Source organism: Pseudomonas oligotrophica (assembly GCF_021726475.1).
Lineage (GTDB): Bacteria > Pseudomonadota > Gammaproteobacteria > Pseudomonadales > Pseudomonadaceae > Stutzerimonas > Stutzerimonas oligotrophica.
The window spans coordinates 82,808-109,719 of record NZ_JAKJRU010000008.1 but is presented as its reverse complement, the minus strand read 5'-3'; the positions used below and the strand labels follow the sequence as shown (position 1 = coordinate 109,719).

The window sequence follows — 26,912 nt, the reverse complement described above, 5'->3', positions numbered from 1 at the left end:
CACGGGAGCCGCCTAGTGTCGCTGCTGGTCGCCAGCTACCTGGTCGCCGGCCTCATGCTGCTGGTCGCCGGCGCCGAGGCGCTGGTGCGCGGCGCATCGCGCCTGGCCATCCGCCTGGGGATCGCGCCGCTGATCGTCGGCCTGACCATCGTCGCACTCGGCACCAGCTCGCCGGAAACCGCCATCGGCCTGCAGGCATCGCTGTCCGGGCGCGGCGACCTGGCGGTGGGCAACGCGCTGGGCAGCAACATCGCCAACATCCTGCTGATCCTCGGCCTGTGCGCGCTGGTGGCGCCGCTGCTGGTCTCGCGCCAGCTGATCCGCCTGGACATCCCGGTGATGCTCGCCACCGGCGGCCTGGCCTACCTGCTCGCCCATGACGGCCGCCTGAGCCATGGGGACGGCGCGCTGCTGCTGCTCGCCATGCTCGGCTACAGCGCCTTCCTGGTGTTCGCGGCGCGGCACGAGCGCCGCCATGCCGCGGCCCCGCCACCGCGCAGGGCGGACACCGGCGCACCGGGCTGGCTGGCGCAGGTCCCGCTGATCCTGCTCGGCCTGGGGCTGCTGGTGGTCGGCTCCCGCCTGCTGGTCGAGGGCGCCTCCAGCCTCGCCCGGGCCTTCGGTCTCTCGGAGCTGGTCATCGGCCTGACCGTCGTCGCCGTCGGCACCTCGCTGCCCGAGCTGGCCACTTCGCTGCTCGCCGTACTGCGCGGCCAGCGCGACATCGCCGTGGGCAACGTAGTCGGCAGCAGCATCTACAACCTGACCCTGGTGCTCGGCTCGGCGGCCTCGCTGGCCCCCGGCGGGCTGTCCATCTCACCCAACGCGCTGGCGTTCGACTTCCCGGTGATGCTGGCGGTGTTCGCCGCCTGCCTGCCGATCTTCTTCTCCGGGTATTGCATCAATCGCTGGGAGGGCCTGCTGTTCTTCGGCTACTACCTGGCCTACTGCCTGTACCTGGTGTTGTTCGCCGCCGGCCTCGGCGCGCTCGAGCTGCTGCGCCATGCAATGACTTGGTACGTATTGCCCTTGACCGCGACCACCCTGGCGGTGATCTTTCTGCGCGCCTGGAAACGCCGGCACTGATCTATCCCACCCTGCGGAGCCTTCGATGACCCTGATGACCTTTGTTTACCTCGTGGCCGGCCTGGTGCTGCTCGTCGTCGGCGCCGAGGTGCTGGTCCGCGGCGCCGCCCGCCTGGCCGCTCAGTTCGGCATCTCGCCGCTGATCATCGGCCTGACCGTGGTCGCCTTCGGCACCAGCGCCCCGGAGACCGCGGTGAGCGTGCAGGCGGCATGGGGCGGCAGCGGCGACATCGCGGTCGGCAACGTGATCGGCAGCAACATCGCCAACGTGCTGCTGATCCTCGGCCTGACCGCGGCGGTCGCGCCGCTGGTGGTGTCGCGCCAGCTGATCCGCCTGGACGTGCCGCTCATGATCGGCGCCAGTCTGCTGACCTACGCACTGGCCTGGGATGGCGCCCTGGGCCGGCTCGATGGTGCCCTGCTGTTCGTCTGCGTGCTGGGCTATACGGGCTTCCTGATCGTCAACAGCCGGCGCAACAACAAGGTCAACGAGGCCGACGACGAGTTCGCCCGCGAGTTCGGCCTGCACGAAGCGGCCAAGCCGCATGCCAGCCTGATCAACACCGGCCTGGTGCTCGCCGGGCTGGTGCTGCTGGTGCTGGGGTCGAACTTCCTCGTCGAAGGTGCCGTCGCGCTGGCCCGCGCGCTGGGCCTTTCGGAACTGGTGATCGGCCTGACGGTGATCGCCATCGGCACCTCGCTGCCGGAGCTGGCGACCTCGATTCTCGCGGCGATCCGCGGCGAGCGCGACATTGCCGTGGGCAACATCGTCGGCAGCAACCTGTTCAACCTGCTCTGCGTGCTGGGCCTGGCGTCGCTGGTCTCGCCCAAGGCGATCGGCGTGTCCGCGACGGCGCTGGCCTTCGACTTCCCGGTGATGATCGGCGTCGCCCTGGCCTGCTTGCCGATCTTCTTCGCCGGCTACTGCATCCGCCGCTGGGAGGGCCTGCTGTTCCTTGGCTACTACGTCGCCTACACGGCCTACCTGGTGCTGGCCAACACCGGCCGGCCGTTCGCCCAGACCTTCGGCGAGGCGATGCTGGGCTACGTGATCCCACTGACCGCGGTGACCATCCTGGTCATCGCCGGCCGCGCCTGGAAGGCCCAGCGCTGACGGCCGGCACGCGTGCTCAGCCCTCGCGGACCTGAGGTCGCGGCAGTTCGAACACCTGCGCGCCCTCTTCCTCGTCGCCCATCCGGCTGAGCACGCCGTCGACCACCGCGCCGTTCTCCATGCTCAGCTGGCGGTAGCGGATATTGCCGCGCACCCGGGCATTGGAGTGCAGCTCGAGCAGGTGCTCGACCACCAGATCGCCGACGATGGTGCCGTCGATCAGCGCATCGTAGCTGCTGACGTTGCCTTCGATCCGGCCTTCGGCACTGAGCGCCAGCAGGCTGTGCGTGCCCGGCTTGTGACAGACGTTGCCCTTCACCTGGCCACTGACCTTGAGGCCCTCCTCGAAGCTGACCCCGCCATCGAGCGAGATATTGCCGGAAATCAGGCTGGAAAACTGCTCGACGGTGACCCGGGAAACCGGGCGTTTCTTGTTGAACATCATCTACTCCAGTGGGTTATCGGGCTTTCTTCTGCTGGCGAAAGAAGGCCAGGTCCGTCTGCAGGCGCTCGACCTGGGCCGACAGCGTGGCGATGCGCCTGAGCAGCTGCTCCTGGGTGGCCTGGCTTTCCTGCCCTTGCAGGCGCCGCTGCTCCAGGCTGGTGCGCAACGCGCGACTTTCCTCGGCCAGCGCGACGACCTGCTGCGCATGCAACGCCTGCTCGTGGTTGCGCAAAGCGAGCAGCGCGCCGATCACCAGCAGCAGCGCCAGCCAGACCCAGCGCCCGGAGCGCCGGTCGCGCACCGCCTGCAGCCGGTGCTCGGCCCGCAGCAGCTCGCGGGTGCTGGGCTTGCTAGTCCTCGGCCAAGCCATCGCCGACTCGCTCGAGGTCGCCCAGGGCCAGGAAACGCTGCGGATCGACGAAGCGGCCCTTGTGCAGCACTTCGAAATGCAGGTGCGGGCCGGTGGAGCGACCGGTCGAGCCGACCGCGCCGATGCGCTGTTCGGGGGTGACCACCTCGCCCTTGCGTACATCCAGCCGCGACAGGTGCGCATAGCGGGTCACCAGGCGATTCCCGTGGTCAATCTCCACCAGCTTGCCGTAGGCGCCGCGGGTGCCGGCAAAGCGCACCCGCCCGCCGGCGGCGGCGCGCACGGCGGAGCCGGTGGCGAGGGCAAAATCGACGCCGGAATGGAAGGCCAGCTGCTTGCGGAACGGATCGAGTCGATTGCCGAAGGCCGAGCCCAGGCGGGCCTGGCCCACCGGGCGCCGGGAGGGAATGGCCATCAGCGCGGCATTGCGTTCGGCCGCGCGCTGCATCAGCGCATCGAGCAGCTGGCGCAGGCAGCGCGCCGAGCCTTCGCTGCGTGACAGGTCCCCCAGGGTCGCCAGTTCGGCGTCCTGCAGCGTCTGCGAGCAGCCGCGCGGCGGCAGCAGCACGCCACCGCTGCCGGCAGCACCGCGCTCGGGCACCAGCACCGGCAGCAGCGTCGGATCGAGCGCCGAGAGCTGACGGTGCAGTGTGCGCTGCTCGTCCATCATCTGCTGCAGGGCGAGCAGGTCCGACTCCAGGGATTTCAGGCGGCCGACGACTTCGCCGACCCGGGCGATGGCGAAGCGACCCTCGTTGCCGAGTTCGCGCGGGGCGAGCCCGGTCGCCTCGGGCGACCCACCCAGGTCGCGGCCGAGCCAGACGCCGCCGGCGAAGCTGGCCAGGCTCAGCACGAGCAAGACGGCGATACCCCGCAGCACCAGCCGGCGCGGATTGACCACACGGATGTCGCCGCGGATCAGCGCGCGGCTCGAAGGTGAGAACAGAACAGCCATGGTGATTCCCCAGCACGCAGGACGGCTTGCCTGGCCAGGCAAGCCGTTGATTCATCCGGGGAATCTGCCGCAAACGCGGTGCTTTATCTGCGGCACGCTGGGCGATTACGAGGATTGGCCGACGCCTCTTTGCCAAAAACCGACCTCGGTCACAAAGCGGCACGGAACTCGGCCGGCAGCAGGCGCGTCGGCCGCGCTAGATCCAGCCCAGCCAGCCGAGCAGGAACAATCCGGCGTTGATGGTCAACGCAGCCATCAAGGTGGTGATGACGATGATCGCCGCGGCCAGCTGCGCATTGGCATTCACCGCCCGGGCCATGACGAAGCTGGCCGCCGCGGTCGGGCTGGCGAAATAGAGGAACAGGATGCCGAGTTCCGGACCGTGCAGGCCGCAGAGCCAGGCGCCGACGGTGCCCAGCAGCGGCAGCCAGACCATCTTCATCAGGCTCGAGCTGAGCGCCGGGCCGCTGCTCTCGCGCAGCGCGGCGAGCGAGAGCGTGCCGCCGATGCAGATCAGCGCCAACGGCAGGGTCATCTTGGCGAAGTAGCCGGCACTGGTCATCAGCCAGCCCGGCAGCCCGATCTGCCAGTAGGCGAAGGGCATGGCCGCGACCACGCCGATGATCAACGGGTTGCGCAGGATGCTGGCGACGATCGAGCCGACATCGTAGCGGCCGCTCGGGCTGTAGATCGCCAGCACCACCGCCGAGAGGACGTTGTAGAGCAGGATCACCAGGCCGGCCAGCACGCCGCCCAACGACAGGCCGTAGTCGCCGTACAGGCTGCTGGCCAGGGCCAGGCCGACGATGCCGTTGTTGCCGCGGAACGCGCCCTGCACGTAGACCCCGCGGTCGGCTGGCGGGCAGCGCAGCAGCGCCCAGCCCCAGGCGAGCAGGAAGGTCGCCAGGGTCGCTGCGCTGAAGTAGAGCAACACGCGCGGCTGCAGTGCGGCGGCCAGGTCCGCCTCGATGATGGAGATGAACAGCAGGGTCGGCATGGTCGCGCGGAACACCAGCGCCGAGGCGGTGTTGATGAAGGGCACGTCGATCCAGCCCAGGCGACGCAGTGCCACGCCGACGAAGAGCATGGCGAAGACCGGCGCGGTGACGTTGAGAGTCTGCAGGATCAGGGGCATGCCGGGGCCTTGGCGCGAAGGAGTCCGGGCATGTTAAAGCAAACGGCGCCCGGCGGCAGCGAGGCCCGCCGGGCGCCGCGCGGGCGGTTCAGCGGCGGACCGGGCGCTTCTGCAGCTTGCGTTGCAGGGTGCGGCGATGCATGCCGAGGGCGCGCGCGGTCGCGGAGATGTTGCCGTCGTGCTCGCTGAGCACGCGCTGGATGTGCTCCCACTGCAGGCGATCGACAGACATCGGGTTTTCCGGCACCAGCGAATCGAGGTCGGCGTGCTGCGACAGCAGCGCGGCGAGCACGTCGTCGGCATCGGCCGGCTTGCACAGGTAGTTGCAGGCGCCGCGCTTGATGGCCTCCACGGCGGTGGCGATGCTCGAGTAGCCGGTGAGGATCAGCACGCGCATTTCCGGGTCGACTTCCAGCAACTTGGGCAGCAGCACCAGGCCGGAGTCACCGTCCATCTTCAGGTCCAGCACGGCGTAATCGGGTATGTCCTGGCGGGCCATGGCCAGCCCCTCGTCCGCCGAGCCGGCGATGCTCACGCGCAGGCCGCGGCGGCTCATGGCACGTGCCATCACGCGGGTGAACGTGGGATCGTCATCCACCAGAAGCAGATGAGGTTGCTCTTCTCCCTCTTGCTGCAACTCATCGGTCATGTCTGCATTCCTCCAATTGGCACGCCTGAATGTCAGCTGCGCAGCAAGCCATGCGGCAGGCGCAACTCGGTCAGTGTGCCACCTTCTTCGTGGTTGTAGAGCTTCACGGTGCCGCCGGCGCGGGTCACGCTGGCCTGGCTGAGAAACAGGCCGAGGCCGAATCCCTTGCCCTTGGTGGTGATGAACGGCCGGCCGATCTGCTCGGCGATGGCCAGCGGCACGCCGGCCCCGTGGTCGCGGATGGTCAGCTTGACCCACTGGGCGTCCCAGTCCAGGCGCACGTCGAGGTCGTCCGGACAGGCATCGGTGGCATTGTTCAGCAGGTTGAGCAGCGACTGGCTGAGGTCGGCCGCCGGCATCAGCCGCGGCGCGCTGCCCTTGCCCAGGCACTGGAAGCGATAGGTCGCCTCGGGGCGCATCAGGTGCCAGCGCTGCAGCACGGCATCGACCCACTCCCTGGCCGTCTGCTCCTGGACTGCCTGGCGACGGTCGGCCTCGGCCGCGCGCACCAGTTGCTGCAGGCTTTCCTTGCACAGCTGGACTTGGGACTGCAGCAGCCCGAGGTCCTCGTGGAGCTGGGGTTCCTTGTATTCCTGGCGCAATTCCTTGAGCAGCACGCTCATGGTCGCCAGCGGCGTGCCCAGCTCGTGGGCCGCGCCGGCCGCCTGGGTCGCCACCGCCAACAGTTGCTGGTCGCGCATGCTCTCCTCGCGGCGCTGGGCCTGCAGCTGGGCCTGCTGGCGCAACTGCTCGGCCATGCGGGCGACGAAGAAGGTGATCAGCGCGGCGGCCAGGGCGAAGCTCAGCCACATGCCGTAGACCTGCAGCGTGGCGCGTTGCGCCGGATCGAGTTGCAGGGGATCGTACCAGATCAGCATCGCGGTGTAGCCGGCCAGGGCGAAGCCCGACAGCACGATCGAGTACAGCCACGGCAGCGTGGCCGCGGCGATGGTCAGCGGCACCAGGTAATAGGAGACGAAGGGGTTGGTCGAGCCGCCGGAGTAGTACAGCAGCGCGCTATGGATCAGCAGGTCGCAGCCCAGGTGCACGGCGTACTCGAGCTCGGTCACCGGCCAGGGCCCGCGCAGGCGCAGCGCGGTGCCCAGGCAGAGCAGCGCCGACAGCGCCAGGGTCACGCCCAGAGCCAGCCAGGGCAGCGTCAGCAGCTGGGTCGCATAGGCGATGCCCACCGCACCGGACTGGGCGGCGAGCACGAGAATTCGGATCAGGATCAGCAGCCGCAGATTCTCGCGGCTGGCCGACAGCAGCTGAACGGATGAATACATGGGGTCTCCAAGGATGCGGCGAGTATAACGAAGCCACCCATACGCCGAATCCCGTGCGGCAACGGGACGCACGGATTCACTGTGCAAACGGCCAGGGCCGGTTACATTCATCGCTCGATTCCTCTTGCCCGTCCTCTCTGCACACGACAAGGAGCAGCCCATGTTCAAGCGAGTCTCTCACAGCATCGCCCTGCTGGCATGCCTAACGGCCATCGGCGCCCCGGCCCTGGCCGACGAGCCGCGCTACAACCAGGTGTCGCTGCGCGCCGAGGTCAGTCGCGAGGTGCCGCACGACCGCATGCAGGTCACGCTCTACAGCGAGAGCCAGCACAGCGATCCGGCGCGCCTGGCCGAGGGCACCACCCAGACCCTCAACCAGGCCATGCAGCGCGCGCGGCTGGCCAAGGGCGTCACTACCCGCCAGGGCAATCGCAGCAGCTACCCGGTCTACGACGACAAGGGACAGAAGATCGTCGGCTGGCGCGAGCGCGCCGAACTGCACCTGGAGAGCGCCGATTTCGCCATGCTGGCGGGGCTTGTCGCCGAGCTTCTGCAGACGCTGAAGATGGCCGACATGCAGTTCAGCGTGTCCGAGACGCTCGGCAGGCAGACCGAGGACGCCCTGCTGAAGGAGGCGGTGGCCGCGTTCCGCGCCCGCGCAAAACTGGCCACCGAGGCGCTGGGCGGCCGCGAATACCGGCTGGTCAGCCTCAGCCTCGATGGCGGCGGCTTCCAGCCGCTGCACAGCCCGCGGATGAAAACCGCCATGTTCGATGCCGCCGCCGTACCGGAGATCGAGGCCGGCAGCCGGCCGATCAGCCTTACCGCCAGCGGCGTGATCGAGGTCGTGCAACCCTGAGCCGGCCGCCGCACGACCGCCAGGCGCCCCGCGACCGATCCACAGCAGACAAGACAAGGCCGGGCATTGCCCGGCCTTGTGCCTGCCCTGGCACGCTCAGTCGTCGGCCTTCTTCGCCGCAGCCTTGGCAGCGCGCTGCTTGCGCACCTCCTTCGGATCGGCGATCAGCGGGCGGTAGATCTCCACCCGCTCGCCGTCCTGTACCAGCCGCTCGTCGGGCTTGGCCACCGCCTTGCCAAAGATGCCCAGCGGCGCGCCGGCCAGGTCCAGCCCGGGGAAATGACGGTCCATGCCCGAAAGCAGCGCAGCCTGGCGCACGCTGGTGCCCGGCGGCACGGTGAGGCTCAGCAGGCGCTGGCGGTCGGCCAGGGCGTAGACGACCTCGATGGCGATCGGCTTATCCATAGAGTTGCCTGGCCCTTTCGCAGAAGGCATCGACCAGGGTGTTGGCAGCCTGGGTGAACAGCGGGCCCAGGGCCATCTTGACCAGCGGCCCGGCGTAGTCGAAGCGCAGGTCGAGGCTGATCTTGCAGGCCTTCTCGCCGAGCGCCTTGAATTCCCAGATGCCGTGCAGGTGGCTGAACGGCCCTTCCTCGAGAGTCATCTCGATACGCTTGCCCGGCTCCAGCTGATTGCGGGTCTTGAAGCGCTGGCTCAGCCCCGCCTTGCCCACCGTCATGCTCGCCTGCATGAGCGTATCGCTGCTGGACAGCACCTCGGTGGCCGTGCACCAGGGCAGGAACTGCGGGTAGCTCGCCACGTCGTTGACCATGTCGAACAGAGCCTGCGCGGGATAGGGCAGCAGCGCGGAGCGTTGAATATGCGTCGTCATGCGGACCTTCTACTTCGGTACGAGCGCCGGCCGGCCGGTCAGCGTCGAGCCAGGCACCGGGGCACCGGCGCCTGAAACATCGTGCAGCATTGTCCGGGATTAGCCGGATCGCCTCAAGTTCGCCCCCGCTGCGCGCCTGTCGCCAGCCGCTGCGCGACTCCCTATAATGCGCGCCCTATGGCCAAACAGAAAAAACAGTCCCCCGGGACCATCGCGCTGAACAAGAAGGCGCTGCACGACTACTTCATCGAACAGAAATTCGAGGCCGGGCTTGTGCTCGCCGGCTGGGAAGTCAAGAGCCTGCGCGCCGGCAAGGCGCAGCTGGTCGACAGCTACGTGCTGCTCAAGGATGGCGAAGCCTGGCTGATGGGCGCGCACATCAGCCCGCTGACCAGCGCCAGCACCCACGTCATCGCCGACCCGACGCGCACCCGCAAGCTGCTGCTGAACAAGCGCGAGCTGGGCAAGCTGTTCGGTGCCGTACAGCAGAAAGGCTACGCCTGCGTGGCGCTGGCGCTGTACTGGAAGAAGCACATGATCAAGTGCGAGATCGCCCTGGCCAAGGGCAAGAAGGAGTTCGACAAGCGCCACAGCGAGAAGGAGCGCGACTCCGACCGCGAGATCCAGCGCGCCATGCGCAGCAAGGGCAAGGACGACTGACGCTGCCACAAGCGGGAGCCCATCGCGGCTCCCGTTCCACGTCCCTACTTGTCGCCTGAGGCCTGCAGTTCGCCACCCGCAGAGCCCTGTCGGCGCTGCGCTCGCGCCAGGCGCCGCGCTTCCTGCTGGCCCTCGGCGAGCACTTCCTGCACATAGTTGATATGCCGGTGGATCACGTCGCGCGCCTCGTCCGCGCGGCGCGCCATGATCGCCTCGTAGAGTTCGCGGTGCTGGTTCATCAGCATGTGACGCGTCTCGTCGCGCAGCGCGTACATGCCGCCGATGTTGGTCACCACGTTGCGCTTGAGCAGGTCGAACAGCCCGCGGATGGTGTGCAGCAGCACCGCATTGTGGCTGGCCTCGGCGATCGCCAGGTGGAACTGCGCATCGGCCGCGCCCTCCTCGGCACGGGTGACCTTGCCTTCGCGCGTGTAGCAGTCCTGCAGCACCGCGAAGGCGTCGCTGAGGCGGCGCTGGTCCACCTCGGTGGCGCGCAGCGCCGCATAGTAGGCGCAGCTGCCTTCCAAGGTATGGCGGAACTCCAGCAGGTCGCGCTGGGCGTCGGTATTGCTCTCCAACAGGTGCAGTAGCGGATCGCTGAAGGTCGAGCCCAGCGACTGCGAGACGAAGTTGCCGCCACCGTGGCGACTGACCAGCAACCCCTTGGCCACCAGCTTCTGGATCGCCTCGCGCAGCGATGGCCGCGAGACGCCGAACTGCTCGGCCAGCGCGCGCTCGGCCGGCAGGCGCTCGCCAGCCTTGAGCGTGCCCTCCAGGATCATGGTTTCCAGCTGCGTGACGATGTCGTCGGCCAGCCGCCGCTGGCGCACCATTCCGATTTCCATGAAACTTCCCGAGATTGGTTTGACCACTTTGAAAATTGCGCAAGGCTAACGACGACGCCGTCCGGCGGCAAGCCGCAACGCTACTACCAATGTCTATAGCACCCTAATTGACGCACCGGAGCGGCAACTCTTACCCTGCCTCTTCGCCTGGCAGAATTGGTATTACCAATTGACAGGCAACCTGAATAAGAAGAGGACCAACGCATGACGTCTCACCCGATCCACCAGCCGGGGGCCAGCTGCGGCCCGCTCCGCCAGCCTGCCGCAGGAGTCTGATCCATGTCCAACGGCCTACTCGCCTTCCTGGCGTTTTCCCCCATCCTGCTTGCCGCCATCCTGCTGATCGGCCTGCGCTGGCCTGCCAAGCGCGCCATGCCGGTGGTCTACCTGCTGACGGCCGGTATCGCGCTCTATGTCTGGGACATGAGCTTCAACCGCGTGCTCGCCTCGACCCTGCAGGGCCTGGTGATCACCGCCGGCGTGCTGTGGATCATCTTCGGCGCCATCCTGCTGCTCAACACGCTCAAGCATTCGGGCGGCATCACCGCGATCCGCGCGGGCTTCACCACCATCAGCCCCGACCGGCGAATCCAGGCGATCATCATCGCCTGGCTGTTCGGCTGCTTCATCGAAGGCGCCTCCGGCTTCGGCACCCCGGCCGCCATCGCCGCCCCGCTGCTGGTGGCCATCGGCTTCCCGGCGCTGGCCGCGGTGATGCTCGGCATGCTGGTGCAGTCCACGCCGGTATCCTTCGGCGCGGTCGGTACGCCGATCATCATCGGCATCAACGGCGGCCTGGATACCGCGGCGCTCGGCGCGCAACTGGCCGCCCAGGGCTCGAGCTGGGACGCCTTCCTGCGGCTGATCACCGGCGAGGTGGCGATCCTGCATGCGATGACCGGCACGGTGATGCCGCTGATCATGGTGCTGCTGCTGACCCGCTTCTTCGGCAAGGAAAAGAGCTGGAAGGCCGGCTTCGAGGTGCTGCCCTTCGCGCTGTTCGCCGGCCTGGCCTTTACCCTGCCCTACGTCGCCACCGGCCTGCTGCTCGGCCCGGAGTTCCCGTCCCTGCTCGGCGGCCTGATTGGTCTGGCCATTGTCACTACGGCCGCGCATTTCGGTTTCCTGGTACCGAAGAAGACCTGGGACTTCGCCGATGCCCGCGAGTGGCCCAGCGAGTGGCTCGGCAGCGTGGAGATGAAGCTCGACGAACTGACCGCCAAGCCGATGAGCGCCGTGCGCGCCTGGCTGCCCTACGTACTGGTCGGTGCGCTGCTGGTGATCAGCCGCACGGTGCCGGAAGTCGGCGCCTTCATGAAATCCGTCGTGCTGCTGTTCCCGGACATCCTCGGCGAAGCCGGCGTCAAGGCCGACTTCATGCCGCTGTACCTGCCCGGCGGCATCCTGGTGCTGGTGGTCCTGGCCACCTTCTTCCTGCACGGCATGAAGGCCCGCGAACTGGCCGCCGCCGTCGGTGAGTCGAGCAAGGTATTGATCGGTGCCGGCTTCGTCCTGCTGTTCACCGTGCCGATGGTGCGCATCCTGATCAACTCCGGGGTCAACGGCGCCGAGCTGGCGAGCATGCCGATCACCATGGCGCGCTTCGTCGCCGACAGCGTCGGCTCGGTCTACCCGCTGCTGGCGCCGAGCGTCGGCGCACTGGGCGCCTTCATTGCCGGCTCCAACACCGTCAGCAACATGATGCTCAGCCAGTTCCAGTATGGTGTGGCGCACAGCCTGACCATCTCCGGCGCGCTGATCGTCGCCGCCCAGGCCGTCGGGGCCGCGGCGGGCAACATGGTGGCGATCCACAACGTGGTCGCCGCCTCGGCCACGGTCGGGTTGCTCGGCCGCGAAGGAACTACGCTTCGTAAGACGGTCTGGCCGACGCTTTACTACGTGCTGATCTCGGGCCTGCTGACGCTGATCGCGATCTATGTGATGGGCGTGAGCGACCCGCTGGTCGGGCAGTGATCGAACCGTGAAGTCTTGCCCCGCCATGCGCGGGGCAAGAGCGTTTCCAACATCCCGCCCCGTGCGGATAACCGGGCCCACCCGGAGACCAAGCCGATGAGTGAACTCTTCTACAACGCCGCGCCGAACGCCACCCGCGTCGCGCCGCCGCTGCCCAAACCACGCGAATATCCTGCCAAGCCGAGCCAGGTTTACCTGTTCGGTACCTGCGTGGTGGATCTGTTCTATCCCGAGGCTGGCCTGGATGCCATCCGCCTGCTCGAACGCGAAGGATTGACCGTGCACTACCCGCAGGGCCAGACCTGCTGCGGCCAGCCGGCCTACACCACCGGCTATACCGACGAGGCGCGCAAGGTCGCCCGCGCGCAGCTGGAGCTGTTCGCCAACGACTGGCCGGTGGTCGTCCCTTCCGGTTCCTGCGCCGGCATGCTGCGCCACCACTATCTGGACCTGTTCAAGGACGAGCCGCAGACCCTCAAGAAGGCGCAAGCGCTCGCCGAGCGCACCTTCGAGCTGGCCGAGTTCCTGCTCAACGTCTGCAAGGTCGAGTTCAAGGACGCCGGCACGCCGACCAAGGTCGCCCTGCACACCTCCTGCTCGGCCCGCCGCGAGATGAACACCCACCTGCACGGCCGCGCCCTGCTCGCCCAGCTGGGCCAGGTCGAGCGCGTCGAGCATGACCACGAAAGCGAATGCTGCGGCTTCGGTGGCACCTTCAGCGTGCGCATGCCCGACATCTCCGGCGCCATGGTGCTGGACAAGACCCGTGCGCTGAAGGAATCCGGCGCGCATCAGGTGGTCAGCGCCGACTGCGGCTGCCTGATGAACATCAACGGCTCGCTGGAAAAGCAGCGCGAAGCCCTGCGCGGCCAGCATCTGGCGAGCTTCCTCTGGCAACGCACCGGAGGTGCCCGATGAACGCCGAACAGCGCATCCCCGCGATCCAGATCGAGAACGCCGGCGACCCGGACTTCCGCGCCCGTGCCCGCAAGTCGCTGAAGGACGAGCAGCTGCGGCGCAACTTCCGCACCGCCATGGACTCGCTGATGACCAAGCGCGCCGCGGCGTTCAGCGATGCCGACGAACGCGAGCGGCTGCGCGAGATGGGCAACCATATCCGCGCTCGCGCACTGTCCAAGCTGCCCGAACTGCTCGAGCGGCTGGAAGCCAACCTGACCCGCAACGGTGTGAAAGTGCACTGGGCGGAGACGGTAGACGAGGCGAACAACATCGTCCTCGAGATCGCCCGCGCTCACGAGGCGCGACAAGTGATCAAGGGCAAATCGATGGTCAGCGAAGAGATGGAGATGAACCATTTCCTCGAGGGCCATGGCATCGAATGCCTGGAATCGGACATGGGCGAGTACATCGTCCAGCTCGACCACGAAAAGCCTTCCCATATCATCATGCCGGCAATCCACAAGAACGCCGGCCAGGTCGCGTCCCTGTTCCACGAGAAACTCGGCGTGGAGTACACCAAGGATGTCGACCAGCTCATTCAGATCGGCCGCCGCACCCTGCGGCAGAAGTTCTTCGAGGCCGATATCGGCGTCTCCGGGGTGAACTTCGCGGTGGCCGAGACCGGTACCCTGCTGCTGGTGGAGAACGAAGGCAACGGCCGCATGAGCACCACCGTGCCGCCGGTACATATCGCCGTCACCGGCATCGAAAAGGTGGTGGAAAACCTGCGCGACGTGGTCCCGCTGCTCTCGCTGCTGACCCGTTCGGCGCTGGGCCAGCCGATCACCACCTACGTCAACATGATCTCCGGCCCGCGCAAGGCGCACGAGCTCGATGGCCCGCAGGAAGTGCACCTGATCCTGCTGGACAACGGCCGCAGCCAGGCCTTCGCCGACAGCGAGCTGCGCCAGACCCTCAACTGCATCCGCTGCGGCGCCTGCATGAACCACTGCCCGGTGTACACCCGCGTCGGCGGCCACACCTACGGCGAGGTCTACCCCGGGCCGATCGGCAAGATCATTACTCCGCACATGGTCGGCCTGGACAAGGTGCCGGACCACCCCAGCGCCTCGTCGCTGTGCGGCGCCTGCGGCGAAGTCTGCCCGGTGAAGATTCCGATTCCGACCCTCCTGCGGCGCCTGCGCGAGGAGAACGTCAAGGCACCGGACGACCCGCACAAGGTCATGCGCGGCCAGGGCAGCAAGTACTCGCGCAAAGAGCGGCTGATCTGGGCCGGCTGGCGCCTGCTCAACACCAGCCCGACGCTGTACCGCCTGTTCGGCTTCTTCGCCACACGCCTGCGCGCCCTGACGCCATCGAACATCGGCCCCTGGACGCAGAACCACAGCGCACCGAAACCGGCTGCCCGCTCGCTGCACGAGCTGGCCAAGGAACACCTGGAGGGCAAGCGATGAGCCTCGACCGTTGCAGCCTCAACGCCCGCGTGGACAAGGCTGCGCCGTTGTCCACCCTACGCCGGCCTGCGGGCTCCGTAGGGTGGAAAACAAGCGCAGCTTTTTTCCACCAACGTGCCGTTTCCGGGAGCCTGACATGAGCGCCAAAGCCAATATTCTCGCCAAGCTGAAAAAAAGCCTGGAAGGCACCACGCCGATCGTCGATGACTACGACGAGTCGCTGGTGACCCAGCCCTGGAGCTACGCGCCGGAGCAGCGCATCGCCCGTCTGCGTCAGCTGATGGAAGCGGTGCACACCGAGATTCACCTGACCACGGACGCCGGTTGGCCCGCCCTGCTCGAGCAGCTGCTGCACGACCGCCAGCTGCCGAGCCTGCTGATCGCCCCGACCACGCCGTACGGCCAGCGCTTCACCGCGCATTGCGCCGGTCGTGAAGGCCTGCCGACGCTGAAGGCCTATGACCGCCCGGTCGAGGACTGGAAGGACGAGCTCTTCAACGACACCCCGGCCAGCCTCACCGGCACTCTCGGCGCCATCGCCTCCACCGGCAGCCTGATCATGTGGCCGACCCGCGAGGAACCACGCCTGATGAGCTTGGTGCCACCGGTGCATTTCGCCATCCTCAAGGCCAGCGAAATCCACGACAACTTCTACGAGATCCAGCAGAAGTTCCAGTGGGCCGCCGGCATGCCGACCAATGCCCTGCTGGTTTCCGGCCCGTCGAAAACCGCCGACATCGAGCAGGTGCTGGCCTACGGCGCCCACGGGCCGAAGGATCTGGTCGTGCTGATCCTGGAGGACGCATGAACGCGGCCGCACAGCTCGAACGTGCGCCCTTGCCGGCGGCGTTCCTCCGCGAAGTCGAGCGCCTGATCCCGGTCGAGCGCCGCTTCGACGACCCGCTCTCCACCCTCGCCTTCGGCACCGACGCCAGCTTCTACCGGCTGGTGCCCAAGCTGGTGGTACGCGTCGAAACCGAAGCCGAAGTGATCAGGCTGCTCAAACTGGCGCATGCCGAGAACGTGCCGGTGACCTTCCGCGCCGCCGGCACCAGCCTGTCCGGCCAGGCGATCAGCGACTCGGTACTGATCGTGCTCGGCGACAGCTGGAACGGCCGCGAGATTCGCAACGGCGGCGAGCAGATCCGCCTGCAGCCCGGCGTCATCGGCGCCAACGCCAACGCCGTGCTCGCACCCTTCCAGCGCAAGATCGGCCCTGATCCGGCCTCGATCAATGCCGCGAAGATCGGTGGCATCGTCGCCAACAACTCCAGCGGCATGTGCTGCGGCACCGCGCAGAACAGCTACAAGACCCTCGCCGGCCTGCGCGTGGTGCTGGCCGACGGCACCGTGGTCGACAGCGAGGATGCCGCCAGTGTTGCCGCGTTCCGCCAGAGCCACGCCGCCCTGCTCGAGCAGCTGGCCGAGCTGGGTCGCGAAACCCGCGCCAATACCGAACTGGCCGCGAAGATCCGCCACAAGTACCGGCTGAAGAACACCACCGGCTTTTCGCTCAATGCGCTGGTCGACTACGACGAGCCGCTGGACATCCTCAACCACCTGATGGTCGGTTCCGAAGGCACGCTGGGCTTCATCAGCGCAGTGACCTACGACACCGTACCGGACCATCCGCACAAGGCCAGCGCGCTGGTCGTGTTCCCCGACGTGGAAACCTGCTGCCTCGCCGTGCCGGTGCTCAAGCAGCAACCGGTGTCCGCGGTGGAGCTGCTCGACCGTCGCAGCCTGCGCTCGGTCGAGCACAAGGCCGGCATGCCCGAGTGGGTGAAGGAACTGTCACCGACGGCCTGCGCGCTCCTGATCGAATCACGCGCCGCAACGCAATCGCTGCTGCACGAGCAGATCAACCAGATCATGGCCTCCATCGCGCACTTCCCGGTGGAAAAGCAGGTCGATTTCAGCGAGGACCCGGTGGTCTACAACCAGCTGTGGAAGATCCGCAAGGACACCTTCCCGGCAGTCGGCGCGGTGCGCCAGACCGGCACCACGGTGATCATCGAGGACGTGACCTTCCCGGTCGAGCGCCTGGCCGAGGGCGTCAACCGGCTGATCGAATTGCTCGACAAGCACCGCTACGACGAGGCGATCCTCTTCGGCCACGCGCTGGAGGGCAACCTGCACTTCGTCTTCACCCAGGGCTTCGATGATCCGGCCCAAGTCGCCCGCTACGAGGCCTTCATGGGCGAAGTGGCGCAGCTGGTCGCCGTCGAGTTCGGCGGCGCGCTCAAGGCCGAGCACGGTACCGGGCGCAACATGGCGCCCTTCGTCGAGCTGGAATGGGGCAGCGAGGCCTACGCGCTGATGTGGAAGATCAAGCGCCTGCTCGACCCCACCGGCATCCTCAACCCGGACGTGGTGCTCTCCGAAGACCCGGACATCCACCTGAAGAACCTCAAGCCGATGCCGGCCGCCGACGAGATCGTCGACAAGTGCATCGAGTGCGGCTTCTGCGAGCCGGTCTGCCCATCCAACGGGCTGACCCTGACGCCACGCCAGCGTATCGTCATCTGGCGCGACATCCAGGCGCGCAAGCGCGCCGGCGTCGACACCACGGAAATCGAGCGGCTCTACCACTACCACGGCGTCGAGACCTGCGCCGCGACCGGCCTCTGCGCGCAGCGCTGCCCGGTCGGCATCAACACCGGCGACCTGGTGCGCAAGCTGCGCGGACGCGAAGCGAGCAAAACAGGAACCGCCAACTGGCTGGCCGATCATTTCTCCACCGCCGTGCAGGGCACCCGGTTCATGCTGCATGCCGCCAATGGCGCGCACATCATTCTCGGTACCAAGCGCCTGGCCAAGCTGTCTGCGACCATGACCAACGCCAGCAAGGGCCGCGTGCCGCAGTGGACCCCTGCGACACCGCAGCCGCTGCAACGCCTGCATCTACCCAAACCAGCCATGCAGGACGAGCGCCCGCGCGTGGTCTATCTGGCCGCCTGCGTTTCCCGTGCCATGGGCCCGGCGGCACGCGATCAGGAACAGGAGCCGCTGCTCGACAAGACCCGCGGCCTGCTGGAGAAGGCCGGCTACCAGGTAATCTTCCCCGATGAGCTGAACGACCTGTGCTGTGGCCAGCCGTTCGCCTCCAAGGGCTACGCCGAACAGGGCGAACGCAAGCGCCAGGAAATGCTCGATGCGCTGCTCAAGGCCAGCCGCGGCGGGCTCGACCCGATCTACTGCGACACCAGCCCCTGCACGCTGCGCCTGGTCCAGGGCCTGACCGATCAGCGCCTCGACCTGTACGACCCGGTGCGCTTCATCCGCACGCATCTGCTCGACAAGCTGGACTTCGTCCCGCAGGACAAGCCGATCGCCGTGCACGTCACCTGCAGCACCCAGCACCTGGGCGAGGCGCAGGCGCTGATCGACATCGCCCGCCACTGCGCCAAGGAAGTCGTGGTGCCTGAAGGCATCCACTGCTGCGGCTTCGCCGGCGACAAGGGCTTCACCACGCCGGAACTGAACGAGCATGCGCTGCGCAGCCTGAAGAACGCCGTGCAGGTCTGCGAGGAAGGCATCTCTACCAGCCGCACCTGCGAGATCGGCCTGTCGCGGCATGGCGAGATCGACTATCACGGGCTGGTCTACCTGGTCGACCGCGTCACCCGACCCAAGGCCGCCGTGCCGGCCTGAATGGCGAAAGCGGCTCCGGCGCAATGCCGGGGCCGCTCCGTTCATGGCATTTCGATGAACGCTCAGGCGCAATCGCAGTCGGAATTTCAGAGCCCCTGACGGGTTCGACTCGACTCGGCGCCGCCGTTTCCACAGTTTTCAGGCAGGCCCGGGACGTCCACAAGACTGGAGGCCCCACCATGAAAATTCACGCTCTGCTCGCATCCGCCGTACTGCTCGCCAGCCCCGCCGTGTTCGCCGAAGACGACCTGTGCGCCATCAACCTGCAGGAAATCGAGAACAACATGGCGGCCAATACGGCCACCCTCGGCGAACCTGCCCGCAGCCAGGTGGAAGAACTGACCAGCCAGGCCAAGCAGGCCCAGCAGGCCGGCGACAAGGAAGCCTGCATCGCGCACAGCACCAAGGCCCTGCAAGAACTCAAGGGCCCGGGCAGCACCGGCAGTGGCGGCACTAGCGGCTCTGGCTCGGGCGCGGGCCAGTAAGCCATACCGGCAGGGCCGACCGGCTTCGGCCCTGTCGCTGTCGATCACTTTTTAACCAGCATGGCTAAAAAATGATCGACAGCGAAAAAACACCGTTGTAGACTCCGCAGCCATCGAAGCACCAAAAGCTTCGCCAGGGGCCGATTAGGATTCGACGCCGGTAACGAAACTTGAGGGGCATGCCGAGTTGGTAACAGAACTCGTAAATAAACTGTTGCAAACCTATAGTTGCCAACGACGACAACTACGAAGGGTACGCGCTAGCCGCCTAACCTTCATCTGGTAGCTTCGGCTCCAGCGGTCACTAGGGGATGCCTGTAAACCCGAAATGACCGTCAGACAGAACAGGATCGCCGCCAAGTTCGCTGTAGACGTAACGGCTAAATCTCATACAGCTCGCTCCAAGCACCCTGCCAATCGGGCGGCGCGGAGTTAACTCAGTAGATCTGGCTAAGCATGTAGAACCAATAGCGGAGAGCTGGCGGACGGGGGTTCAAATCCCCCCGGCTCCACCAATTCAACACTGAAACCCGTCTAGAACGCGGGTTTCAGGCCAGATTTGATGGCATTGGATTACTCACAGTCCGTCTGTGAATCCAAAAGGTATGCCATCATGTCCAAGCGCCAAAGCAAAACAGGTGTTCCGCACCTCGTCTATCAAGCCAACACTGGCTTCCAGTACTACCTCACATTCCCGAAGCATTTCGCGGCCAACCCGAAACTGCCTGCGCAAATCCGGTGGTCGCTCAGCCACGACGAAGCGCTTGCACGTGACCTCGCAAGGTATTTGAACGCCTCTTTCGAGCAGTTTCTTGCGAAGGCGACCGAGCACTACGTCGAGCTCTTTTCTGACCGCCTGCTGGCTGACCTCCAAAGGTTTCACTTGGCGGTAGCGGAAGCACTCAAATTCGCCGACCGAGTTTGGAAAGTACGCCCGTCGCCAATGAAGCTCGCGAACCAAGATCTCTCGGTCGCCCACGCTCGCATGATGAAAGAGAGTGCCGAGCGTGTGGTGCTCTATAGCCACGAGCCAGGGGGCGAAATCTTTTTCGCACTAACACCCACGCCCGCACTGGTGAAAGCGCTTGGCGTTGGGTTCGTACGCTTTGACTGGCCGCTCGGAACCAGCAACCAGAACGTGGCGAGCGACGCTGCCCGGTACATTTACGCTGCCCTTGATGTACTCGAGACCGTCCCACCCTCTCCAGGGCGCTATTCGAAAGAATCTCCTGCGTTTGCAGCGATGACGCTTTACGAATACCTGTGCCATGCCCGCCCAGACCAGGGTCGGAATCTCATGCACATCCCCCAAGCACTACCGCAATCTCGGCAAGCTTTGCATTTTCATCTTCAGCAAGCCAACGCGATGCATCTGAAGCTCCGCATCATTGATCGAGCGCTCTTGGTGCAGGAGGAGTCGGGGCTTTATGTGATGCTTATCGAACTTGATCCGCTCTGCATGAAAGCGCATCTGAGAGAAAAGAAAAGCTTTCGGGTTGAGCTGCTCACTAGCTCCATCATCATTGCGGTCCTCATGCTGACGTATACGCTGCAGAAGGTTGATAAGGTGCTGTTGCGTTACTTTCAGGAAGACGATCACGAAGATCCTTACGCCCAAGCCATGCAGGAAATCGGTGACCTGGTTCGGCGGATGTTGGGTTCTGCTGCAACCACCGAGCCTATGCAGACGATTCCGGAGCTGAACTCGCCGACAGATCCTGTGGCACCGCCACAGGATCCAGGCACGCTCGCGTTGCTGAATGCGCTCGGGAGCGTTCTGCCCGACGCGCAGAAAGCGAAGCTTGAAACCCTCTTTACCCAACCTTCGGTCAGCGAACGCATTGTCTCGCCGACGAGCAGTCCAAACGCAGGGCTGAGCCTCGCAGCATTGGTAAAGGAATACGAAGAACGGCAAATTCGTGAAGGCGCCTGGGCTAACCCGCGGACTCGCATTACCGCAAAGGCCCGCCTGGAAGGCCTGTGCGAGCTGCTTGGCGGGCACCGGCAAGTCGAGACGCTGACTCGCGCTGAATTCAACACGCTACGCGATCATCTGCGTAGCTATCCGAAGAACCGGCACCGCCTTCGCGCCACCCGTAATCAGCCGCTGAGCAAGATCATCAGCGACGGGAAATTCGAGCCGATCAATCCACGCACCGCGAAAAAGTTCTTTGAGCTGGCAAGGGCCCTTGTCACCTACGCTCATGATCAGGGTTACATCACCGAAAATATCGCGGCCGGATTGGCATTCAGCACCAAAGGAGCCGAGGCGCCGAGGAAGCGCACGTATAGCCCAAGCCAGATCGAGAAACTTCTTCACGGTCCGGCCTACACACTGACCACGCCGCCGCGCTGGCGCTTGGATGACTACAAGTTTTGGCTGCCGCTGCTTGGCCTTTTTACAGGCGCAAGGCTAAGTGAGCTGTGCCAGCTACGGCTCGAAGACATTCGGCAAGAACTCGGCGTCTGGCTCATCAGCATCAATCGAAGCGGGTCGAAACAGCTGAAGACGTCCGATTCGGAAAGGTTGGTGCCGATTCACCGGCAGCTTATCGAGTCGGGCTTCCTGGAGTTTCATCAAGCACGCCTGGAAGCTGTCGAGCGAGACGGCAAGGCTCCGCTTTTCGACAATATTCGGGTATACGGCGACCTTTCTCCCGGGCATGTTGCGAGCCGTTGGTTTCTCGGCTCAAGCCAGATTAGCCGGGGTTACCTTGGGCTTTGCGGCCTGGGAGATGACGGCCTGACGTACCACGGTCTGCGCCACACCTTTATCAATCAATTTCGCAGGCAGAACCTTGACCTGGCGAAAGCCAAAGCGCTTGTAGGCCACTCGGATAAAAGTACCACCGGTGGGTACGGCGACTGCTATCCGTCTGACGTGCTCAAAGACGAGCTCGACAAGCTCGATTTCGGGCTAGGGCTGGGACACATCCATTACCGGCACTATCAAGAGTTACGAGAACGCCAGGGCGTTTTCAATGTCGGTCGCCCGGTTGGCACCCCCTTCCCCAGCGTGCGGGTTGCTAAGCGGCACTGGAAAACGTACGCATAATATTCAGCTAATAAAAGGTAGGGGCTCGCTCTTACCTTTTGCTCATCTTGCGATTATTGACAAGTTGTCAATAAAAACTATCGCATGGTAAATCCTAATAGATTATCTTGACTGTTTATCCATCCAGTAATAATCTCAAGCCTCACCCACTGTGAGGTATATATGAATGTAACTGCCCCCCTCTCCATTCCTTTTTACAAAGGCCTGAGTCTTATCGTCGAACCCGGCCATGAAGAACACTTGCGAATCGCGTTGGCAAACATTTCAGCGATTACGGATGCGATAAACCGCTTTCAGTCTTCTCCTTTGCTTACCGAGTTCATGGACATAACGCTGTCCCGCTTTCTGCGAGAAAACAATTACGCAGGGAAATCCGAGCACATGCTTCGAGCGCGGATGGAGAAACTAAAAATCGCTCTGACGCAAGATAATCCTACCCGCCGAGTTGCTGAGCTTGATCGGGCCGACGTACAGCGTCTGAAGGATCAGCTACCGTCGTTACTCAAGCAGAACGCTGCGTCGGGTAGCAAAGGCGCAAACCTCACGACCTACTATCAGTTGTTCAATCGAATGCTGGACGAAGCACTTGAGAGCAAGCTGATTACCGAGGCGATCAAAGTCGCGACCTGCAATACAAAACACGCCGAAATCACCAAGCCATTTCTGGATAGCAATCTGAATCAGATGTTCTCAGGCTGGCCCTACAGAAAGTATCTCGCAGGCGACCTGCCGAAAATCAACCAGGACGCCAAGCCCTATCGGTTTTGGTTGCTCCCGCTTGGGCTCTATACCGGCGCGCGGCTTAACGAGCTCTGCCAGCTACGTGTGCATGATGTGATCCAAGATGTCCACGGCGTCGACCTTATCGATATCAACGATAATGGCTACAACAAGTCTTTGAAGACGGGGCCGTCGGCCCGGCAGATCCCAATCTGCTCGAAGCTAGTGGAGATGGGCTTTCTAAAATTCGTAGAAGAACGGCGTCAGGCCGAAGGCAACGATGCACTGCTTTTCAACGAGCTGAGCTTCGATCCGAAGCACCTGTACTCCCGCGACCCAAGTCGGTTTTTCTGCGGGCCGTGCACGGGGACAGGATACATCGGTCAGCACTGCCCGCCAGCCGTAAATGGTGGTCTAAATTTTAAAAGCTTCCGCCGCTCGTTTGCCGTGAGACTTGAACGGTCAGGTATACCCCCTTCAACCATTGCCTATCTGCTCGGCCATGAGGGTGGTGCTCCAGAAGTCACAGCAGACCACTACTTGGAGCAGCCACTGAGTTTGCGATTACTGGAGCAGATGGAACGGGGACTGACATACAACGCACAGACCGAGCAGATCCGCTGGGAGCATTTTAAAAACCTGCTCGCAAACCAAGCCGGACGCGGAAAGCGAGGAAGGAGAACTAAGCAAAAGCCTTGCTAGCGCGTAGCGTTCAAAACAATCGTCGCCTGGAGATGATTATGAGACAGGATGAATAAAAGGCCGCAGCTAACCCTGCGGCTTTTTTCGTTCTGTATCGCAGCCGCATAGACCAAGTGTTCAACTGACTCAGGGGGGCGACGCTCGCTGAAACCATCCAACGACCACTTTGCTGATCAATCCGCCGCCAGTAAGAGCAGCCCACACACTACGACTAGAATTTCCGTGACAGTCGGCAGCGCGAAGCGATAGTCATGTCACACATAGGAACCGCGACGCTTTCCGAGCGTCGCAGTACACCGTGTCATAAGCCCCACATGTGACACGCACGCAGTGCAGTTATGCGGCCTTTCACACCCACCCGCTGCAGCAAGCCGCACGTGTGACAGGACGAGACTGCGACATTCAGATCATGTCGCATAGACGTCGTGATACAACACGCGTGCAGCAGCAAATGGTGCGAATGTCGCGGTATGGACTCTGGCCACGTTAAGAATTGGAAGACCACGCCATCGGAGGTCATTGCCGGCACTCTTGACGCCTCTAATGGCACTACAGAGCGCCATTACAGGCGTTTTTAGCGCCGTCATTGGCAGCAGCAGTGCCAGAACTGGCACTGCCTTTTTCGGTTATAATTTCCTTTAATTCGTTAAATATCAGACAGTTAAGTGAAATCTATATAACCAATAAAAGCTCGTTTGAACAGCATTTTTACGTAACTTCATCTGCCTCATTTATGCGCTTATACCATCGCTAGACGGTTCGGCCAGCGCTCCAGAGCGAACAACTTTGTTCGATGTCAGTTACGGGACGGCAAGGCTCATGAGTGCGATAGCCACGTCTCTTTGCTCCATCGCTATTTCGGCCAGGCAACGCCTGGCGGCTATGATTTGACAACAAAATTGCGGGGGCATACTTGAAGCAGCGAAGCGTTCCTTCAAGTATGCCCCCGCACCCCATACTTGAAATCTTCAAGTATGGGGCAGTTGAGCATTTTGGGCGTTTGCAGGTAAGCGAAACGAATGTGGAGCGAGACCGAGCAATAAGACCAAAATGATCAACTGCCTTCGCGAAGCGGCTGCCATTGTTGTCAAAAAAGGCAGCTTTCTTCATTTGCCGCAGGTAAATGGCTAGCTCGAATTTCGATGCTATGCATGGCTACCTCTGCTAAAGCGGAAGAAGCCTGCTCACGTCCGCTTCCTCTACGGGATGCGCGACGTTTCTATGCAACGGCCGCCGCTTGGTCACCTCCCATTCTGCGAACCCACCACTTCATATGTCAGGAAATTACGCACATCTCTGGCTGACAAACACTCCGCAGCGCTATCCCTGCCAGCCTCTCGATGACTGGATCACTCGCGAAATCGGTCGGTCCTTAGTTTTCTCCCTCTGTGCCCAAACGGTAGACTGAGACACACAAAGCAGTTTCGTTCTCAGAAGGTTACCCATGTCCAAACTCGCCGAATTCAAAGCTCTAGAAGCCCAGCTCGCAGCCCAGCTAAAGCAGCTTGATGCTCTTAAGAATGACGACAAACTCAAGCGCGAAATCGAGTTCGAGGAAAAACTCCGCAATTTGATGGGGCAATATGACGTAGGCCTGCGCGAAATTATTTCAATATTGGATCCGAAGCCCAGCCGCACCAGCATCAGCGCCACCCCGACGTCTCAAGCGCCTCGTCGGCAGCGCCAAGTTAAGGTTTACAAAAACCCAGAAACTGGAGAGGTGGTAGAGACTAAGGGTGGCAATCATAAGATTTTGAAAGCCTGGAAAGAAAAGCACGGCGCCGACAAGGTGGAGAGTTGGCTTCAGTAAGCTATCCCGTCCAGCACAAGAGCCAGGCAATGCCTGGCTTTTATCTATCCGCTTTCAGCGCCAAGCGAATCGCACTACAACCGACACATGGAAAATCACCGGCCGTCGCATCCGCTCGGCTAGTTGCAACGCACCACCCATAACTGATCCAGCCTGGTTGTGAAGCTTTGGCTCATCATCTCCCGTCGCATGCCCCAGTCCGGCGCGGTGGTTACACGGCCTGGCCGTAGGGTGTTGCGGCCCCACTTGGCGTTGATTGCATCGAGCACCCCCATAACGCGCTCCGAGGCAGCAGGTTGAGTTTGGGAGAATAGATCACCGGTGTACTCGCCACGCTGGCACAGGTCCATCAGCAGGACCTCGGCCTTGCTGAACGAAAATCCCTCGCGATAGATGTGCTCCAAACCGGCGATCGCCGCTCGGACGATGTATCGGGTGTCGTCGGTAGGATACGACAGCTCACACACCACGCCTTTCGCAAACTTAGGCTCGTCGGGATTGAACATGCCGGTCCGGATGCTGATTCGGAGACGCTTGCACAGTGACTGCTGGCCCCTCAGCTTCTCGCTGGCCCTAGCAGCGTATGCCGCCACTGCCTCCTTGATTGGCTCCAGCTCGCGCAAGCGCTTGCCGAACATTCGCGAGCAGCAGATTTCCTGTTTGGGTGACGCGACGTCCTCCAGATCGAGGCACGGCGTCCCGCGCAGTTCGCGTGCGGTTTTCTCGATGACCACGCTGAATTTTTTGCGCAGGGTCCAGGCATCCGCGCTGGCTAGATCCCAAGCAGTACGTATGCCCAACCTGTTCAGGTGCTCGGTCATCCGGCGGCCGACACCCCATACATCGCCGACGTCAGTCACGCGCAGCACCTTGTCGCGCCGCACCGGGTCAAGCAGGTCCACTACCCCACCCGTCTGCTTCTGCCAGCGCTTCGCTGAATGGTTCGCCAACTTGGCGAGCGTCTTGGTCCCCCCAATGCCCACCCCGACCGGGATACCCGTGCTGCGCAGTACCTCAGCGCGGATCCGCCTGCCGAGCACTTCGACGTCTGGCACACCGGTAAGGTCGGCAAACGACTCGTCGATTGAGTACACCTCAACCGTAGGGACCAGGCTCTCGATGACCGTCATGACGCGCTCGCTCATATCGCCGTACAGTGCGTAGTTGCTGGAAAACACCACAACGCCCAAACGCTCCAGGTCGCGCCGAATCTGAAAATACGGCACGCCCATCTTGATACCGAGCTGCTTTGCCTCGGTTGAGCGCGCGATTACGCAGCCGTCATTGTTCGAAAGCACGACGATAGGCGTACGGCGCAAGTCTGGTCGGAAGACACGCTCGCAGCTGGCGTAGAACGAGTTGCAATCGATGAGGGCGATTGCCCGCTCAGTACTTGCCATGGATTCGGATGCTGTATGACACCACGCCCCATACGTAGAGTTCTTCGCTTTCGAGGAGGTACCGCGGCGGAAACTTCGGATTGGCCGAGCGCAGAATCACTTGGCTGCCGGCTCGGTCGAAAATCTTGACCAGAGGCTCGTTATTCAGCGCTGCGATGATTACCTCCCCCTTCTCTGCCTCCCGTCCCCGATCGATGATTAGAATGTCCCGGTCGAAGATGCCGACCTGGATCATGCTCTCCCCGTCTGCGCGCGCCAGGTAGGTATGCGGAGCTCGGATGTTCATCAGCTCGTCGAGCGAGATGCTCCCCTCCATGTGGTCCTGCGCTGGGCTCGGGAATCCCGCGGGCACGCAGAAACTGAAAAACGGCAGCGAAATTGTGGTGGGAGCAGCAGGTCCCAAGATATGGACGGGCATGGCACAGACCTCATAACTGTATGTGCACACAGTATTCTGAGGCTAAAGCCTGGTCAATTGAACCAGATGTGCGGGGGGCACCC

General features: G+C 63.7%; 24 protein-coding genes and 1 other RNA gene. 14 read left to right on the top strand and 11 right to left on the bottom strand.

The window, feature by feature from the left end; genetic code table 11:
- The first annotated feature begins 15 nt into the window (after positions 1–15).
- Together L3N39_RS16735 and L3N39_RS16730 are read left to right on the top strand one after the other, a co-directional pair.
- Complete coding sequence (locus tag L3N39_RS16735; RefSeq protein WP_237258554.1) at positions 16–1,086, top strand: calcium/sodium antiporter; 1,071 nt, start codon at positions 16–18, stop codon at positions 1,084–1,086.
- 25 nt (positions 1,087–1,111) lie between these two features.
- Complete coding sequence (locus L3N39_RS16730) at positions 1,112–2,200, top strand: calcium/sodium antiporter (protein ID WP_237258553.1); 1,089 nt, start codon at positions 1,112–1,114, stop codon at positions 2,198–2,200.
- Positions 2,201–2,216: 16 nt separating this feature from the next.
- Here the strand turns inward: L3N39_RS16730 and L3N39_RS16725 are convergent, their stop codons facing one another.
- The 6 genes from L3N39_RS16725 to L3N39_RS16700 form a co-directional block, all read right to left on the bottom strand.
- On the bottom strand, positions 2,217–2,642 hold the full coding sequence (locus tag L3N39_RS16725) for a bactofilin family protein (RefSeq protein WP_237258552.1): 426 nt from the start codon (positions 2,640–2,642) through the stop codon (positions 2,217–2,219).
- Between the two features lie 16 nt (positions 2,643–2,658).
- Entirely contained in the window at positions 2,659–3,015 is a 357-nt protein-coding gene (locus L3N39_RS16720; protein WP_237258551.1) for a hypothetical protein, read from the bottom strand.
- Complete coding sequence (locus L3N39_RS16715) at positions 2,996–3,970, bottom strand: M23 family metallopeptidase (protein ID WP_237258550.1); 975 nt, start codon at positions 3,968–3,970, stop codon at positions 2,996–2,998. Before L3N39_RS16715 ends, L3N39_RS16720 begins: the two co-directional genes overlap by 20 nt.
- Before the next feature lie 196 nt (positions 3,971–4,166).
- Positions 4,167–5,105: an AEC family transporter gene (locus L3N39_RS16710; RefSeq protein ID WP_237258549.1), complete on the bottom strand. Its 939-nt coding sequence runs from the start codon at positions 5,103–5,105 to the stop codon at positions 4,167–4,169.
- An 88-nt stretch (positions 5,106–5,193) separates the two neighbouring features.
- Entirely contained in the window at positions 5,194–5,754 is a 561-nt protein-coding gene (locus L3N39_RS16705) for a response regulator transcription factor (RefSeq protein ID WP_237258548.1), read from the bottom strand.
- Positions 5,755–5,786: 32 nt separating this feature from the next.
- Entirely contained in the window at positions 5,787–7,040 is a 1,254-nt protein-coding gene (locus tag L3N39_RS16700) for an ATP-binding protein (protein WP_237258547.1), read from the bottom strand.
- 160 nt (positions 7,041–7,200) lie between these two features.
- Here L3N39_RS16700 and L3N39_RS16695 point away from each other — a divergent pair, with 160 nt between their 5' ends.
- Positions 7,201–7,899, top strand: coding sequence for an SIMPL domain-containing protein (locus L3N39_RS16695; RefSeq protein ID WP_237258546.1), 699 nt, complete (start codon positions 7,201–7,203; stop codon positions 7,897–7,899).
- A 96-nt stretch (positions 7,900–7,995) separates the two neighbouring features.
- On the opposite strand, the gene L3N39_RS16690 is transcribed toward L3N39_RS16695, so the two are convergent.
- Both L3N39_RS16690 and L3N39_RS16685 read right to left on the bottom strand, forming a co-directional pair.
- Positions 7,996–8,304: an RnfH family protein gene (locus tag L3N39_RS16690; RefSeq protein ID WP_237258545.1), complete on the bottom strand. Its 309-nt coding sequence runs from the start codon at positions 8,302–8,304 to the stop codon at positions 7,996–7,998.
- On the bottom strand, positions 8,297–8,731 hold the full coding sequence (locus L3N39_RS16685) for a type II toxin-antitoxin system RatA family toxin (RefSeq protein ID WP_237258544.1): 435 nt from the start codon (positions 8,729–8,731) through the stop codon (positions 8,297–8,299). Before L3N39_RS16685 ends, L3N39_RS16690 begins: the two co-directional genes overlap by 8 nt.
- 177 nt (positions 8,732–8,908) lie before the next feature.
- Between L3N39_RS16685 and smpB the strand changes: the two genes are divergently transcribed.
- Entirely contained in the window at positions 8,909–9,391 is a 483-nt protein-coding gene (gene smpB, locus L3N39_RS16680; protein WP_237258543.1) for an SsrA-binding protein SmpB, read from the top strand.
- A 44-nt stretch (positions 9,392–9,435) separates the two neighbouring features.
- Here smpB and L3N39_RS16675 read toward each other — a convergent pair whose 3' ends face one another.
- On the bottom strand, positions 9,436–10,236 hold the full coding sequence (locus L3N39_RS16675; protein WP_237258542.1) for a GntR family transcriptional regulator: 801 nt from the start codon (positions 10,234–10,236) through the stop codon (positions 9,436–9,438).
- 279 nt (positions 10,237–10,515) lie between these two features.
- Between L3N39_RS16675 and L3N39_RS16670 the strand changes: the two genes are divergently transcribed.
- The 10 genes from L3N39_RS16670 to L3N39_RS16625 all read left to right on the top strand — a co-directional run bounded on the left by L3N39_RS16670 (position 10,516) and on the right by L3N39_RS16625 (position 25,011).
- Positions 10,516–12,210 (top strand): L-lactate permease, encoded by a 1,695-nt coding sequence (locus L3N39_RS16670; RefSeq protein WP_237258541.1) that lies wholly within the window; start codon positions 10,516–10,518, stop codon positions 12,208–12,210.
- 96 nt (positions 12,211–12,306) lie between these two features.
- Complete coding sequence (locus L3N39_RS16665; RefSeq protein ID WP_237258540.1) at positions 12,307–13,128, top strand: (Fe-S)-binding protein; 822 nt, start codon at positions 12,307–12,309, stop codon at positions 13,126–13,128.
- The gene (locus L3N39_RS16660; RefSeq protein WP_237258539.1) at positions 13,125–14,585 is read left to right on the top strand and encodes a LutB/LldF family L-lactate oxidation iron-sulfur protein; all 1,461 of its coding nucleotides are present in this window, start codon (positions 13,125–13,127) and stop codon (positions 14,583–14,585) included. The genes L3N39_RS16665 and L3N39_RS16660 overlap by 4 nt, the downstream gene beginning before the upstream one ends.
- A gap of 136 nt (positions 14,586–14,721) precedes the next feature.
- A complete protein-coding gene (locus L3N39_RS16655) occupies positions 14,722–15,393 on the top strand; it encodes a LutC/YkgG family protein (protein ID WP_125912775.1) in 672 nt (223 codons plus the stop codon).
- Positions 15,390–18,239 (top strand): FAD-binding and (Fe-S)-binding domain-containing protein, encoded by a 2,850-nt coding sequence (locus L3N39_RS16650; protein WP_237258538.1) that lies wholly within the window; start codon positions 15,390–15,392, stop codon positions 18,237–18,239. Before L3N39_RS16655 ends, L3N39_RS16650 begins: the two co-directional genes overlap by 4 nt.
- A 179-nt stretch (positions 18,240–18,418) precedes the next feature.
- A complete protein-coding gene (locus L3N39_RS16645; RefSeq protein WP_237258537.1) occupies positions 18,419–18,724 on the top strand; it encodes a hypothetical protein in 306 nt (101 codons plus the stop codon).
- Between the two features lie 136 nt (positions 18,725–18,860).
- Positions 18,861–19,239, top strand: a transfer-messenger RNA (tmRNA) gene (gene ssrA, locus L3N39_RS16640).
- Positions 19,240–19,337: 98 nt separating this feature from the next.
- The gene (locus L3N39_RS16635) at positions 19,338–21,779 is read left to right on the top strand and encodes a site-specific integrase (protein WP_200629236.1); all 2,442 of its coding nucleotides are present in this window, start codon (positions 19,338–19,340) and stop codon (positions 21,777–21,779) included.
- 162 nt (positions 21,780–21,941) lie between these two features.
- The gene (locus L3N39_RS16630) at positions 21,942–23,201 is read left to right on the top strand and encodes a site-specific integrase (RefSeq protein WP_061337715.1); all 1,260 of its coding nucleotides are present in this window, start codon (positions 21,942–21,944) and stop codon (positions 23,199–23,201) included.
- A gap of 1,444 nt (positions 23,202–24,645) precedes the next feature.
- On the top strand, positions 24,646–25,011 hold the full coding sequence (locus tag L3N39_RS16625; RefSeq protein ID WP_061337716.1) for a histone-like nucleoid-structuring protein, MvaT/MvaU family: 366 nt from the start codon (positions 24,646–24,648) through the stop codon (positions 25,009–25,011).
- A gap of 119 nt (positions 25,012–25,130) precedes the next feature.
- On the opposite strand, the gene umuC is transcribed toward L3N39_RS16625, so the two are convergent.
- Complete coding sequence (gene umuC / locus L3N39_RS16620; protein ID WP_061337717.1) at positions 25,131–26,411, bottom strand: translesion error-prone DNA polymerase V subunit UmuC; 1,281 nt, start codon at positions 26,409–26,411, stop codon at positions 25,131–25,133.
- Positions 26,398–26,829, bottom strand: coding sequence for a LexA family protein (locus L3N39_RS16615; protein WP_061337718.1), 432 nt, complete (start codon positions 26,827–26,829; stop codon positions 26,398–26,400). Before L3N39_RS16615 ends, umuC begins: the two co-directional genes overlap by 14 nt.
- Positions 26,830–26,912: the final 83 nt, after the last annotated feature.

Excerpts from the sequence above, each read along its gene's own strand:
- smpB (WP_237258543.1), top strand. The coding sequence starts at position 8,909 with ATGGCCAAACAGAAAAAACAGTCCCCCGGGACCATCGCGCTGAACAAG.
- L3N39_RS16685 (WP_237258544.1), bottom strand. The coding sequence starts at position 8,731 with ATGACGACGCATATTCAACGCTCCGCGCTGCTGCCCTATCCCGCGCAG.
- L3N39_RS16655 (WP_125912775.1), top strand. The coding sequence starts at position 14,722 with ATGAGCGCCAAAGCCAATATTCTCGCCAAGCTGAAAAAAAGCCTGGAA.
- L3N39_RS16730 (WP_237258553.1), top strand. The coding sequence starts at position 1,112 with ATGACCCTGATGACCTTTGTTTACCTCGTGGCCGGCCTGGTGCTGCTC.
- L3N39_RS16670 (WP_237258541.1), top strand. The coding sequence starts at position 10,516 with ATGTCCAACGGCCTACTCGCCTTCCTGGCGTTTTCCCCCATCCTGCTT.
- L3N39_RS16650 (WP_237258538.1), top strand. The coding sequence starts at position 15,390 with ATGAACGCGGCCGCACAGCTCGAACGTGCGCCCTTGCCGGCGGCGTTC.
- L3N39_RS16720 (WP_237258551.1), bottom strand. The coding sequence starts at position 3,015 with ATGGCTTGGCCGAGGACTAGCAAGCCCAGCACCCGCGAGCTGCTGCGG.
- L3N39_RS16705 (WP_237258548.1), bottom strand. The coding sequence starts at position 5,754 with ATGACCGATGAGTTGCAGCAAGAGGGAGAAGAGCAACCTCATCTGCTT.
- L3N39_RS16715 (WP_237258550.1), bottom strand. The coding sequence starts at position 3,970 with ATGGCTGTTCTGTTCTCACCTTCGAGCCGCGCGCTGATCCGCGGCGAC.
- L3N39_RS16635 (WP_200629236.1), top strand. The coding sequence starts at position 19,338 with ATGTCCAAGCGCCAAAGCAAAACAGGTGTTCCGCACCTCGTCTATCAA.
- L3N39_RS16690 (WP_237258545.1), bottom strand. The coding sequence starts at position 8,304 with ATGGATAAGCCGATCGCCATCGAGGTCGTCTACGCCCTGGCCGACCGC.
- L3N39_RS16660 (WP_237258539.1), top strand. The coding sequence starts at position 13,125 with ATGAACGCCGAACAGCGCATCCCCGCGATCCAGATCGAGAACGCCGGC.
- umuC (WP_061337717.1), bottom strand. The coding sequence starts at position 26,411 with ATGGCAAGTACTGAGCGGGCAATCGCCCTCATCGATTGCAACTCGTTC.
- L3N39_RS16710 (WP_237258549.1), bottom strand. The coding sequence starts at position 5,105 with ATGCCCCTGATCCTGCAGACTCTCAACGTCACCGCGCCGGTCTTCGCC.
- L3N39_RS16725 (WP_237258552.1), bottom strand. The coding sequence starts at position 2,642 with ATGTTCAACAAGAAACGCCCGGTTTCCCGGGTCACCGTCGAGCAGTTT.
- L3N39_RS16615 (WP_061337718.1), bottom strand. The coding sequence starts at position 26,829 with ATGCCCGTCCATATCTTGGGACCTGCTGCTCCCACCACAATTTCGCTG.
- L3N39_RS16695 (WP_237258546.1), top strand. The coding sequence starts at position 7,201 with ATGTTCAAGCGAGTCTCTCACAGCATCGCCCTGCTGGCATGCCTAACG.
- L3N39_RS16645 (WP_237258537.1), top strand. The coding sequence starts at position 18,419 with ATGAAAATTCACGCTCTGCTCGCATCCGCCGTACTGCTCGCCAGCCCC.
- L3N39_RS16675 (WP_237258542.1), bottom strand. The coding sequence starts at position 10,236 with ATGGAAATCGGAATGGTGCGCCAGCGGCGGCTGGCCGACGACATCGTC.
- L3N39_RS16630 (WP_061337715.1), top strand. The coding sequence starts at position 21,942 with ATGAATGTAACTGCCCCCCTCTCCATTCCTTTTTACAAAGGCCTGAGT.
- L3N39_RS16665 (WP_237258540.1), top strand. The coding sequence starts at position 12,307 with ATGAGTGAACTCTTCTACAACGCCGCGCCGAACGCCACCCGCGTCGCG.
- L3N39_RS16700 (WP_237258547.1), bottom strand. The coding sequence starts at position 7,040 with ATGTATTCATCCGTTCAGCTGCTGTCGGCCAGCCGCGAGAATCTGCGG.
- L3N39_RS16625 (WP_061337716.1), top strand. The coding sequence starts at position 24,646 with ATGTCCAAACTCGCCGAATTCAAAGCTCTAGAAGCCCAGCTCGCAGCC.